Annotated in this window: 11 protein-coding genes and 1 pseudogene; 5 read left to right on the forward strand and 7 right to left on the reverse strand. The window is 42.7% G+C overall.

Going from position 1 to position 12,979, the window contains the following annotated elements; translation table 11 throughout:
• Nucleotides 1-55 precede the first annotated feature (55 nt).
• Entirely contained in the window at nt 56-982 is a 927-nt protein-coding gene (locus tag Q0I54_RS03920) for an alpha/beta fold hydrolase (RefSeq protein ID WP_296116620.1), read from the forward strand.
• A 489-nt stretch (nt 983-1,471) separates the two neighbouring features.
• Here Q0I54_RS03920 and Q0I54_RS03925 read toward each other — a convergent pair whose 3' ends face one another.
• From Q0I54_RS03925 to Q0I54_RS03935, 3 genes are all read right to left on the reverse strand, one after another.
• Nucleotides 1,472-3,355, reverse strand: coding sequence for a PTS mannitol transporter subunit IICBA (locus tag Q0I54_RS03925; protein ID WP_296116622.1), 1,884 nt, complete (start codon nt 3,353-3,355; stop codon nt 1,472-1,474).
• A 95-nt stretch (nt 3,356-3,450) separates the two neighbouring features.
• A complete protein-coding gene (locus Q0I54_RS03930) occupies nt 3,451-4,212 on the reverse strand; it encodes a DeoR/GlpR family DNA-binding transcription regulator (RefSeq protein ID WP_296116624.1) in 762 nt (253 codons plus the stop codon).
• Nucleotides 4,213-4,272: 60 nt separating this feature from the next.
• Nucleotides 4,273-5,541, reverse strand: a complete 1,269-nt coding sequence (locus Q0I54_RS03935; protein ID WP_296116625.1) for a zinc-binding dehydrogenase — start codon at nt 5,539-5,541, stop codon at nt 4,273-4,275.
• 305 nt (nt 5,542-5,846) lie between these two features.
• Between Q0I54_RS03935 and glmS the strand changes: the two genes are divergently transcribed.
• On the forward strand, nt 5,847-7,685 hold the full coding sequence (gene glmS, locus Q0I54_RS03940) for a glutamine--fructose-6-phosphate transaminase (isomerizing) (RefSeq protein ID WP_296116627.1): 1,839 nt from the start codon (nt 5,847-5,849) through the stop codon (nt 7,683-7,685).
• 214 nt (nt 7,686-7,899) lie between these two features.
• Here the strand turns inward: glmS and Q0I54_RS03945 are convergent, their stop codons facing one another.
• Together Q0I54_RS03945 and Q0I54_RS03950 are read right to left on the reverse strand one after the other, a co-directional pair.
• Nucleotides 7,900-8,109 carry an alpha/beta-type small acid-soluble spore protein gene (locus Q0I54_RS03945; protein ID WP_294784852.1) on the reverse strand — a complete coding sequence of 70 codons (210 nt, stop codon included), beginning with the start codon at nt 8,107-8,109 and terminating at the stop codon, nt 7,900-7,902.
• 198 nt (nt 8,110-8,307) lie between these two features.
• Nucleotides 8,308-8,847, reverse strand: coding sequence for a DJ-1 family glyoxalase III (locus Q0I54_RS03950; RefSeq protein WP_296116629.1), 540 nt, complete (start codon nt 8,845-8,847; stop codon nt 8,308-8,310).
• 206 nt (nt 8,848-9,053) lie between these two features.
• On the opposite strand from Q0I54_RS03950, the gene Q0I54_RS03955 reads away from it, so the two are divergent.
• The gene (locus Q0I54_RS03955; protein WP_294784854.1) at nt 9,054-9,509 is read left to right on the forward strand and encodes a CYTH domain-containing protein; all 456 of its coding nucleotides are present in this window, start codon (nt 9,054-9,056) and stop codon (nt 9,507-9,509) included.
• A 354-nt stretch (nt 9,510-9,863) separates the two neighbouring features.
• Here Q0I54_RS03955 and Q0I54_RS13275 read toward each other — a convergent pair.
• Nucleotides 9,864-10,094: pseudogene (locus Q0I54_RS13275) on the reverse strand (DUF1653 domain-containing protein); the annotation flags it as partial.
• A gap of 53 nt (nt 10,095-10,147) precedes the next feature.
• Nucleotides 10,148-10,681 carry a hypothetical protein gene (locus tag Q0I54_RS03965; protein ID WP_296116632.1) on the reverse strand — a complete coding sequence of 178 codons (534 nt, stop codon included), beginning with the start codon at nt 10,679-10,681 and terminating at the stop codon, nt 10,148-10,150.
• 124 nt (nt 10,682-10,805) lie between these two features.
• On the opposite strand from Q0I54_RS03965, the gene Q0I54_RS03970 reads away from it, so the two are divergent.
• Both Q0I54_RS03970 and Q0I54_RS03975 read left to right on the forward strand, forming a co-directional pair.
• On the forward strand, nt 10,806-12,146 hold the full coding sequence (locus Q0I54_RS03970) for a TrkH family potassium uptake protein (protein WP_296116634.1): 1,341 nt from the start codon (nt 10,806-10,808) through the stop codon (nt 12,144-12,146).
• Between the two features lie 90 nt (nt 12,147-12,236).
• Entirely contained in the window at nt 12,237-12,893 is a 657-nt protein-coding gene (locus Q0I54_RS03975; RefSeq protein WP_296116636.1) for a TrkA family potassium uptake protein, read from the forward strand.
• Nucleotides 12,894-12,979 lie beyond the last annotated feature (86 nt).

A 12,979-nucleotide genomic window follows, 5' to 3' on the forward strand; every position in this document is an offset into this window, starting at 1 on the left:
GCGCAAAGTCTCACATTCGTTCGACTTATTAATATAATTGGAGGCATCACATACTATGAAACGAGATATTACTTATCCGTCATCCGACGGAAAAACCCAGATTCACGCCCTTATCTGGGAACCGGAAGGCTCCCCGAAAGCAGTTCTGCAAATCTGCCACGGAATGGTAGATTATGCAGACCGCTATGATGATTTTGCACAGCATGCAGCCGAGCAGGGCTATTACGTAGTAGCCAATGATCATCTCGGACACGGTGCATCCGTTGTTACAGATGATCAGCACGGCTATTTTGGACATCCAAATGGTAACGAATGCGTGATTGCGGATATCCACACACTGCGCACCATGACACAGAAAAAATATCCGGATCTGCCTTATTTTTTCCTTGGACACAGTATGGGGTCCTTTCTAACCCGTCAATATATCCAGATGTACGGGGACGGGCTGGTCGGTGCTGTGATCATGGGAACCGGTTCACAGCCAGGCATTGTACTCCATATCGGCAAACTGATCTGCCGCATGATTGCGTTGTTTCGCGGTTGGGAATACCGCAGCGCTTTTGTGGATAACATGGCATTCGGCGGCTACAACAAACAGTTTGAGCCTGCCCGCACACCAAGTGACTGGCTGACCAAGGACGAGGCGATCATTGATGCCTGTGTCAAACATCCATGGTCGACGTTCCGCTTCACCGTCAACGGTTATTACCAGATGTTCCGTGGAATTCAGTATATTCAGAACCCAGCGCATATTCAGCAGATTCCAAAAGATCTGCCGCTGTTTTTCGTAGCCGGTGCGGATGATCCAGTCGGAAACAACGGGAAAAGCGTGACGCAAGTCTGCCAGCAGTACAAAGATGCCGGCATCCGGGATGTACAGATCAAACTTTATCCGGGGGATCGGCATGAGATTTTGAATGAAACCGACCGTGACGTCGTTTATGCGGATATCCTTACCTGGCTAAACGGACATCTTGCGTAATTTTGGTTGTGAAAGAAAAAGCTGGAACAAAATCCAGACAGACACGGATGATTTTCTATCTCCGCTGCGCCGCCTATCCCTGCCTCCTCCCGCGAACTCGCTCGCAAACACAGCGAGCTCAAACACACTCACGGAGGCAGGCTATGCTCGCTTCGCTGACGAAAATCAACCTACCGTCTTGTCCTGGATTTTGTTTCCAGCTTTTTCATCTACACAATGTCATCATAAACGTATCATTCTTCTATTCTGCTAAAAGCTATTTCGATAAATATAGAAAACGTAGCATCTTTTCTCAATGAACGATTCAGTGAGCGACCGCGTTTTGCGAGTTTTGTGCGAGCGAGAAACGACCAGCTTTTATCGGAGTTGGAAGTGAGCACGATAAAACCGAAGCAAAACAAGGGTAGCGAACGACTAGTGAATGAGAAAAGATGCTACGTTTTCATTGTCAACTATTAAATTTTAGCCACAAAAGAAGCTACGAAAGCGTTAAGACAACTGTTCCATTACCCAGTCAAGGTCGGAAGTTGTTTTCATTTTTTCCAGTACTTCTTCGTCTTCTAATACTTCACAGATTTTTGCCAGCAGATCCAGATGTTCCTCTCCGATTCCTGCAATTCCAAACACAAGCTGTGCTTTTTCATCACCAAAATCGACGCCTTCCGGATATTGCAGGAATACAATACCTGTTTTCTTTACCGTTCCTTTGGCCTGAACAGTTCCATGTGGAATTGCAACACCCATTCCCATGTAAGTTGTAATCAGCTTTTCACGTTCCTGCATAGCATCTATATAAGTTTCATCTACATATCCAAGCTGATGAAGTAATTCACCTGCTGCCTGAATGGCTTCTTCTTTGGATACCGATGCCTGATTCAGGCGGATACCCTCTTTGATCAGAACCTGTTTTTTCTCAACGGGTGTTGTTTTTTCTTCCTGTTTTTCAACGTTCTTTTTTGTTTCAGCACTCTGAACAGAATCTGCTTTTTCTTTGTTTGTCAGCTGTTCATATAATTCATCCAGCGCCGGATCTGCAAGAAAGTTTCCAATCGTCACAAGTTGTGCCTGCGGTGCGGATTTTCTTGCACGGTCTGCCAACGTCATCTGAACAACCGCAATATCGCAATCTGCCGGAATGTTATCTACAGATGTGTTGCTTACATGAATCTGCGGACATACCGTTTTCAGACGGTTACGGAATTTTGTTGCTCCCATAGCGGAGGATCCCATTCCAGCATCACATGCAAAAATAATTTTCTTTACTTCCGATGCATCTTTAATTGCAACCGGGGCAGCAGACTCACCTTTTGCTTCTGCTTTCATAGCTGCCATCTCTGCCTGTGCATCTTCGAGACTGGTTTTACCACCTGCCATTTTTACAATCGGTGATGCAATACCAAAAGAAATACCTGTTGCAATAGCCACACCAACTAATACTTTCCAGATATCCGATCCCGGAGTCATCATCAAATAAGCAATGAGTGATCCCGGAGAAGCTGGTCCTACCAGACCACAGCCTGTCAGGTTAAACCAGAAAATTGCCACCATATTTCCAACGATTGGTGCAATGATCACAAGCGGATTCATCAAAATATATGGGAAATAAATTTCATGAATACCACCTAATACATGGATAATCACAGCGCCCGGTGCGGACTGTTTTGTCTTTTTATCTTTACAGAAGAACATATATGCAAGCAAAACACCAAGTCCAGGACCCGGGTTTGGCTCAAGCATATACATAATGGATTTTCCTACCTCTGCAGCCTGTGCAGTAGCCAGCGGTGTGAAAATACCATGATTGATTGCATTGTTTAAGAACAGTATCTTTGCCGGTTCAATAAAAATTGCAACCAGCGGAAGCAGGCTGTGACTTACCAGGATATTAACTCCTGCTGCCAGAACTGCTAAAATACCACTCATCACCGGACCGACAACCACATACCCCAGGATTGCCAGCAGCATTCCGATGATACCTGCTGAAAAGTTGTTGATCAGCATCTCAAATCCGGCCGGCATATGTCCGTCCATCAGCTGATCAAATTTTTTGATACAAAATCCTGCCAACGGTCCCATAAGCATAGCGGCCATCAGCATTGTAATAGAAGTATCACTCATAATCGCACCAATCACTGCGATCGCACCTACGACACGTCCTCTGTCGCCACCTACCATTTTTCCACCGGTTGATGCAATCAGGATTGGAATCAGATATGTCAGCATCGGTGATACCATGCTGTTTAATTTTTCATTTGGAATCCAGCCTGTATCGATAAACAGTGCTGCCAGAAAACCAAATGCGATCAATGCTCCAATGTTCGGCATAACCATTCCTGAAAGGAACTTACCGAATTTCTGTACTTTGTTTTTCACAATAATACCTCCCACTTTTGTAGTCCCCATACTACGGAAACAATGGGAAATGTTGCGAAATTGGCATCCGAAAAACTTTCTTTCATGTACTAGTTCTAGTATACGACAATGTGATGCTTTTCACATTCCAAAAGGAAATCTTCCGGCAATTCTCCGTCGGATATAATAACGTCCACATCCGACAATCCACAGATCGTATAAGTGCTCTTGATATCTGTCTTGGAAGAATCCATCAGAACAATCACCTGTTCTGCCTGTGCGATGGCTGTACGCTTTAACATCGCTTCTTCGCTATTTCCACAGGTAAAACCAGCTTTCACCGAATACCCTGTTACCCCTAAAAATGTCTGATGAAAGTTTACCTGTTCCAGTTCCCGAATGGCTGAGATACCGTACATACTGATACTGTAGCGGTTCAGTTGTCCGCCGGTCAGCATGATGACAGGCTTTGTGAGATTCGCAAGTTCCGTTGCACAGGAAAGACCTGTGGTATAGATCAGATTAGACTGATCCGGAAACACCCGCGCCAGCTCCGTAGTTGTACTTCCGGAATCCAGAAAAACTGCAGTATCCGGATGGATCAGCTGTGCTGCTTTTTTTGCTATCTCCTGTTTTGCCTGTATATTGCGCACCGCACGCCTGGTGAGGTAATCATCTGTACCAATCACCAGCTGCACGGATTTTGCTCCACCATGTATCCTTACGATCTCTTTTGCCGCATCCAGGGCTTTGAGATCGGTGCGAAGTGTCATTTCTGACACATTCGGGAACTGTTCCTTAATCTGTGAAAAACTTACCGTTCCATGTTTGTTTACCAGTTCCGCAATCGCATTTCTGCGCATTTCCATTGCATCCATAGTTTCTCCTCTCCGCCAGAGACTCTCAATTCCTGACGGTTTGGAGAATTCTGGCAGTCCTTATTCTGTAATAAAGTTTGCAAGTAAATATTCCTCTGCTTCCGGACACCATAATCCCTGATGTGCATCTACGATGTCAGCCAGAGCGATGTAACGGTCATCGTTTCTCTCTGCTGCTGCTTTTCTCAGTTCATCTAATGCTGTCAACGGCATGCTTAAGTGTGTATAGATCAGTTTCTTTCCACCCGGAATCTTCGGAAGATTCAGAGTTGTCTCAGCAGCTGCATCCAGACCTCCGATATGTGTAACCATAACTGCCGGATTGATGCGTTTTGCAGCGGTCAGTTCCAGAGACTCGATCATATCTGCAGTATTTCCACCTGTAGTTCCCATTACATGTGTAGAATTATAATGTACATCGTAGAAATTCATCTCTGCACTGAATTTTTTGTCTGTCGGACCTGCGAAGAAGTTCAGACAGCCATCTCTTCCGAGGATTGCGCTGGACTGAGTTACAACAGCAGATACCGGTGCGTAGCATAATACATCGTCGTATCCTGTGCCACCGGAGATTTTGATCAGCTCAGCAACCGGATCCTCAAAGTTTCCTGTATTTACAAAGTGAAGATCAATTCCTTCTTTTTTATAATCAGCAACTGGGAATAATTCCTCTGCACGATCCAGACGATCCTGGTTGATATCTGTAACAACAACCATGGAAGGACGTACATCACGGTGTAATGCGTAGGTCAAAGCACCAAGTCCCATTGGACCTGCACCTGCCATGATAGCAAGTTTACCATTTTCCTTGATTCCCATCTCATGGGTATATACACCCATCTGTGTATGGTAAGCTGCATGAAAGGCTCCGATACTGCATGACATCGGCTCAGCCAGAGAAGCTTCATAATAAGCACGGCCTTTGTACTCAAGCAGGCATCCCAGTTCCATAACCTCTGCCGGAATTACGCAATAGGTTGCATCTCCGCCAAAGAACTCATAAGAGTATCCCGGGCTCCACATAGTTCCTTTATAGTTTAATGCCGGCTGAAGTGTAAATTTCATGCCCGGTTTAAACTGATCCTGATGATTTTTACCAACTTTTACAATGTCACCGGCGAACTCATGTCCCATGATCGCCGGATGCTCAGCCACATCCTCATGTACTCTCTTGTGCTCTGTTCCGAGGATCGCACATTTGTAAGTTGACATACAAATACTGTCGGAAACTACCTTTACAAGGATTTCGTCATCAGTGATTTCCGGAAGTTCGAACTCTTCCAGTCTCAGGTCGTTTGCTGCGTGTAATCTTACTCCTTTTGCTTTCATAATAAAAGCTCCTTTCTACATGTTATTCCCGTTTTTTCGCTTTTGCAATAACAAAAAAATTTTCTTTTTTGTCTTTGCTTTTTAATTGTTGTTCTAAAAGTTTATTTCTTTTGTTTCAACAGCTGTTAGCATTATAATATGCCCAAACAAAGGAATTGTCAATTGTTGTTTTGAAGTAAAAATGCACAAATTTTCATCTAAAATTTTTACTTCAAAAATTTATGCTTTTGAATTGACAGACTATTGTCTTTGTGTTAAATTGTTGAAATAAAAGCAAAAGAAAACAAAGTAAAAGGAGAACTATCATGTGTGGTATCGTTGGTTATATAGGAAATGAACAGGCCGCTCCAATCCTTTTAAACGGTCTTTCCAAATTAGAGTACCGTGGATATGATTCCGCCGGCATCGCTGTACGCGATCAGGAGGCACCGACCCAGATGATGAAAAGCAAAGGTCGTCTCAAACTGTTGCAGCAAAAAACAGATTATGGAAACTCTATTGCCGGGCAGTGTGGTATCGGTCATACCCGATGGGCAACGCATGGAGAACCTTCCGAGGTGAATGCGCACCCGCATTGCAGTGATGATCACGCAGTCATTGCCGTGCACAACGGAATCATTGATAATTATGTAGAATTAAAAGAAAAACTAGTTAAAAAAGGCTATACTTTCTATTCTGATACAGATACAGAAGTTGCCGTAAAACTCATTGATTATTACTATAAGAAAAATGAACAGGATCCACTGCATGCACTGACAGAAGCCATGACACATTTTCGTGGTTCCTACGCGCTGGCTGTCATGTATCAGGATTATCCGGATGAGATCTATGTGGCCCGCAAGGACAGCCCGATGATCATCGGTATCACTGACAAAGCATGCTACATCGCTTCCGATGTCCCGGCCATCCTGAATCATACGCGCTCTGTATTCTATATTGATAATATGGAAATCGGCCGTCTGCGTAAAGGCGAGGCTGTCTTCTATAATATAGATGAAGAAGTTGTAGAAAAAGAGCCAGTTACTATCACATGGGATGCTGCAGCCGCAGAGAAAGCCGGCTTTGAACATTTTATGATGAAAGAAATTTATGAACAGCCAAAAGCGGTTTCCGATACACTGTATCATTATTATAAAGAAAACACCATTGATCTGACAGAAACAGGTCTGACCTCAGATGTCATGAATGCATTCCATCAGATCATTATCGTAGCCTGCGGTTCCGCCTACCATGTCGGCATCACAGCGCAGTATGTCATAGAGTCTCTGGCACACATTCCGGTGCGCGTGGAAATTGCTTCCGAATTTCGTTACCGTGATCCGCTCCTGACGCCGGAGGATCTGGTTGTAGTCATCAGCCAGTCCGGAGAAACCGCAGACAGTCTGGCTGCTCTGCGCGAAGCAAAAGAGCGCGGTTCCAAGACACTGGCCATTGTCAATGTCGTTGGTTCTTCTATCGCAAGAGAAGCTGATTATGTCATGTACACTATGGCAGGTCCTGAAATCGCAGTTGCCACCACAAAGGCTTACAGTACCCAGCTGATTGCCATCTACCTGCTGGCTTTAAAATTTTCATACAGCCGTGCATTGATCGATGACACAAAATTACAGTATTATCTTCAGAATCTGGCAAAACTTCCGGAACAGATTGAAAAAATTTTGGAAGATAAAGAGCGGATCCAATGGTTTGCCGCAAAATTTGCCAACGTAAAAGACGCTTTCTTTATCGGACGTGGCATTGACTATTCCACCGGTCTGGAAGGCAGTCTGAAAATGAAAGAAATCAGCTATGTTCATTCTGAGGCATACGCTGCCGGCGAATTAAAGCACGGCACCATAAGCCTGATCGAGGATGGCACCCTTGTCATTGGTCTCCTGACACAGCCAACCCTGCAGGAAAAAACACTTTCCAACCTTGTGGAAGTAAAAAGCCGTGGTGCTTACCTGATGGGACTGACCACATTTGGCAATTATACTATTGAAGATTCCGTAGACTTCACTGTCTACATTCCAAAAACGGATGCCATGTTTACAAACAGCCTGGCTATCATCCCGTTACAGTTACTCGGTTACTATATGAGTGTCGCAAGAGGTTTAGATGTGGACAAACCACGAAACCTGGCGAAATCAGTAACCGTTGAATAAAGCCTCTTTACTTTTTGTAAAGTTTAAATCTTCTTTTTTAGGAAAGCGAAAGCTTTCCACACAAAAAGAGCGGCCGCGCAATGCAGCCGCTCCTCTTCTTTTTACAGGAACTACATATTCTTGCGATAAGATGTATATCGTGCAACGCATGCATATACTTCTTCACATCTGTATTCTCCTGTCTTTGTCTTTGATCGTCACAGAATATCAGTTCTTACTTGTTGGACATCTGCTCTTCCTGTCTCATGATCATTTTTTTCACCATTTCACCACCGATGGAACCGGCCTGACGAGATGTCAGTTCACCATTGTATCCTTCTTTTAAAGGTACTCCAAGTTCGGATGCCACTTCCTGTTTGAAACGGTTCATTGCTTCTTTTGCCTCCGGAACTGACACTTTGTTTGAGCTCTTAGAATTACTCATGTTGTTACACCTCCGTGATTTTTTTCTCTATGGTAAAGACAGGTGGCTTCCCGGTAATTTTGTTGAATGGAAAAGCGAGACTTTTCGACTCAACAGAAGTATCCTTATGAAGCTTACTGTCTTGTTCCTAGTATTAACGGAGATGCAGTTTTTATGTCTGGGAAAATCTTCTGTTTTAGGAAAAGATTGCCCGGCTTACTACATCATAGTGGAGGTACGAATCTGATCCGCTTTTACATCACCTTCCAGGTAACGAATGATTGCAATTGCAAATTCATTTGCTGCTCCCGGACCTTTTCCGGTAACCAGATTTCCATCTGTCACTGTCTTTTCTTCGTTCCAGATTGCACCGCCTTCCGGATTGCATCCCGGATATCCAGTAGCATGTTTTTCTTTTAAAATACCTGTTTCGGAAATCATCCCCGGTGCCGCACAGATTGCTGCCAGCATTTTGCCATCTGCCAGAAATTTCCGTGCAAGTTCTTTGACGCCTGGTTTTTCCCCCAGTGAGGCAGTTCCGGGTCCTCCTGGATAAACAATTCCGTCAAATTCATCAAAATTCATATCTGCAAAAACTTCCTCTGCATGAAAAACGATATTGTGTGCACCTTTAATCTGACGTTTTCCTGTTACGGATACTGTAATCACATGAATTCCGGCTCTTCTGCAGAAATCGACTACGGTCAGACACTCAATTTCTTCTACGCCATCGTTACATAATACTGCTATTTTACTCATTTTTTCCTCCTTTATATCAGAATATACTTTCGTGCTTCTCCATTCCTTCTTGAATTAACATTTAAAAAGGCGTGTTTGTAAAATGGTCTGCGCCATTATCACATTTTTATTGATTTTTCAATTCTGTTCCTGTTACTATATGATTATACTATTAGATTGTAAGACCATATCTTTCTATCCAAATTGCAGAATGGAGTATTTTTATCATGGAAATCGAACGCAAATTTTTAATTAAACAATTACCAAAAAACATCGAACAGTATCCCTGCCGCCACATTGAACAAGGGTATCTGTGTACCTCTCCGGTTGTGCGCATCCGCAAACAGGATAATGACTATTTTCTCACCTACAAATCTGACGGACTGATGTCCAGAGAGGAGTACAATCTCCCACTATCAGCAGAAGGTTACGCACATTTGCGGCCAAAAGCCGATGGACTGATCATCACCAAAAAAAGATATTGTATTCCTTTTAAAAATTATACCATTGAACTTGATATATTTGAAAATGACCTTGCACCTTTGATTCTTGCAGAAGTAGAATTTCCATCTGAAGATGAAGCAAACGCTTTCATTCCTCCGGAATGGTTTGCCGACGATGTCACTTATTCCGGCAAATACCACAACAGCTACATGAGCCGTCATGGATATAGCAAAGAATAACTACTATTTTCTCCAGAGAGAATTCTGTTCGTATTTCTGCCGGGTGCGAATGCAATATTTTAACTGAGCATAACGATCACTTAGTTTTCCTTCTGGGATTACCACATCTACAACCACCGCCAGATCATCAATCAGTCTGTCTGTAATTTCATCTTTGATGTCACAGACAATCTGATACTTTTCTTCCATGGTCTCTGCATCCAGGAAACGCAGTAACCATGGATTGATCTGCTCATCAGCATCCCCATCCTTTTCCGGTTCACAATCTGCTGCTGTTTTCTGCTGTTCTGGTTCACAATCTGTTGCTGTTTTCTGCTGTTCTGGTTCACTGCTCCGGCTGTCTGCTGTCTCCGGCTCTACATACTGAAAACGATATTTCTGTGTCACTTTCGGATATTTTTCATGATCCACTTCACTGATAAACATATCATACGGGCGGATATATATACCAAAATCCCCATACAATGCCTGATATACCACATACAGTTCCATGGTTTCCGAATGCTTTGCAACTGCAATCACCTGATATAGCTTATTTTTAAAATGTAAATATTTTTCTCCTGGTAATGGATTTCCCTGTGCCATTTTAATTCCCTCTTTCTGTCCCCTGATTTTTTTGAGTACTCCCAAAATCTGATCTAAAACGGATTTTCACCATCCGCTTTCGCTGCCTGCTCATGAACACAGTAGCATGAATTTAACATATCCATTCCTTCTGCTATAAAATCACGCTGAAATTCAATATTATTTTTCGGTCCTTTGACCATTACCTCGTAAACATCTTCTATCAGGTTCTGATTTTCAGCATCCTTGTCATTATCCAGTTCCACCTCTCTTGTGTATGCCTTTGCCGCTGCCACTATCTCATTCTGTTCAAAACTGCTCGTCTGCTCTGTATTCTGTCCCACAGGATTTTCAACCGCTTTTGCCTTTTTTCCTTCAGAATATCTGGTCGCAGAAGCTGCTGCTTTTGGCTTGGGTGATTTATAAGATCCATAAGCGGTCTGTTGTTTTTTCATCTGCTGTGTATGCTGCTTCTGTGCCGGCGGTACCTGACGGCTTTGTGTTGTCCCTGCATGTCTATTTCTGTCTACAGGTTTCTTTTTTCCTTTTGCTACACTGGATATAATAAAAATTAATATAATAAACCAGAAAAATATGCTTCCCGTCATGTAATCTTCCTCCTGTCACTTTTTTTTGTACAGTATAGCACATTTAATAAAATCATGGTATACTATTTTGACGGTTCACCTGACTCTTATGTCATGTGAACGCTAATATAACTCGGAGGTTCTTATGTTTGCAAAACTACGAAACAATATCTCGCAGATGCAGATGATTGCCCTTGGTTTCTTTTGCATTGTCTTTATTGGTGCCCTTCTTCTAATGACACCACTGGCAAGCCGCACCGGAACCTGGACAGATTTTCTGACTGCGCTTTTTACTTCTACCAGCGCTACTTGTGTAACGGGCCTGGCAGTCACCAATACTTATTTACACTGGTCACTTTTTGGGCAGATCATCATTTTAATCCTGATACAGATCGGTGGTCTTGGATTTATCACCTTTGGTTTTGGATTTTCTTTATTTTTACGAAAAAAAATCACCTTGCGCCAACGTGGACTGCTCAAAGAAAGTGTAAATGTACTAAATACCAGCGGTATTGTCCGCCTGGCTTACCTTATTTTAAAAGGTACTTTATTATTTGAAGGAGTCGGTGCCATAATCCTGACCATCTGTTTCTCACAGAATATGCCTTTGGGTCAGGCGATTTACTACGGAATTTTCCATTCTATTTCTGCTTTTTGTAATGCAGGATTTGACCTGATGGATGCGTTTGGAATGTCATCCTTCATCGGATACAATGGTAACTGGATCGTATGTCTGACACTGATCGCACTGATCCTGATTGGTGGAATTGGATTTTTTGTCTGGAGTGATTTAAAAGAACACAAACTTCATTTTCGCAAATACGCACTGCATACCAAAATAGTTCTGACTACTTCATTAATTTTGACTGTCCTACCAACAATTTTGTTCTTAATTCTGGAACGACATGCGCTGTTTGCAGATATGAGTACATCACAAGCCATCTTGAATGCACTGTTTTCCACCGTCACACCGCGAACTGCTGGATTTAATACGACAGACATTGCTTCTTTAAGTCAAAGCAGCCAGCTTTTAACTATTATATTGATGTTTATCGGTGGATGTCCCGGTTCAACTGCCGGTGGTGTCAAAGTCACCACAATTGCAATTCTGTTGCTTTACCTACGCTCAGTACTCACCCGTACGGATGGTGTAAATATATACAAGCGTTGTTTGGAAGATGACGCAATATCCAAAGCTGCTGCCGTATTCACCACAAACATGCTGCTTGCAGTAGTTGCGACATTTCTGATTTCCACACTGCAAAATCTGGATCTCACTGCCATTGTTTTTGATGTTGTATCTGCAATCAGCACTGTCGGCATGAGCACCGGAATCACCCCGGATCTCGTCCCAGGTGCAAAAGTGATCCTTGTTCTTTTGATGTACCTCGGTCGTGTCGGAAGTCTTTCTTTCGCCATGTCCTTTACAGATAAAAAAAGACTGGCGCATGTACGTCAGCCAAAAGAGCATATAAGTATCGGATAAATCTATTGTTTATCGATATTATTACTTTGATATCATCAAACAATAACTCTTATTTTGGAAAAGAATTTTTATTTACGGAGGATTTTTGCTATGAAATCATTTTTAATCATCGGAATGGGTCGTTTCGGCAGCCATCTGTGCCGAAATCTTGCTAAATTAGGAAATGAAGTGATGATCGTCGATCAGGATGAAGAATTATTAGAACCACTGCTTCCTTATGTTACTGATGCCAAAATCGGTGACTGTACCAAAGAAGAAGTACTGAAAAGTCTCGGTGTCGGAAACTTTGATAAATGTTTTGTATGTGTCGGTACGAATTTCCAAAGCAGTCTGGAAATCACCTGTTTATTAAAAGAACTTGGTGCAAAATTTGTAGTTAGTAAAGCTACCAGAGATGTCCAGGCAAAATTCTTACTGCGCAATGGAGCGGACCGAATTATTTATCCTGATCGGGATATTGCTGAAAAATCTGCAGTGCAATACAGCTCTGACAGTATTTTTGACTACTTTGAACTGAGTGAGAATTTCTCCATCTATGAGCTTGCACCACTGCCGGAATGGATTGGGAAAACAATTGTTGAAATGGATATTCGCAATAAATACCATACCAATATCATTGCCATTCAGGCCAAAGACGGCATCCAGGCTATGCCACCGGCAAATTACTGTTTTAAAGAAGAAGAACATTTACTGATGATCGGTAAAAACGAAGATATACAAAAACTTGTTCGGAAATACAACAATTAAATTCTTGTTTAGGGTGGTTTGGAACAAGCAGAAACGAACTCCAACAAGAACCTGAAAAATTTTCTGTGACCACTGCGTCGCTTATT

This window comes from uncultured Eubacterium sp., assembly GCF_934295145.1.
In the GTDB taxonomy this organism is placed as follows: domain Bacteria; phylum Bacillota; class Clostridia; order Lachnospirales; family Lachnospiraceae; genus Eubacterium_I.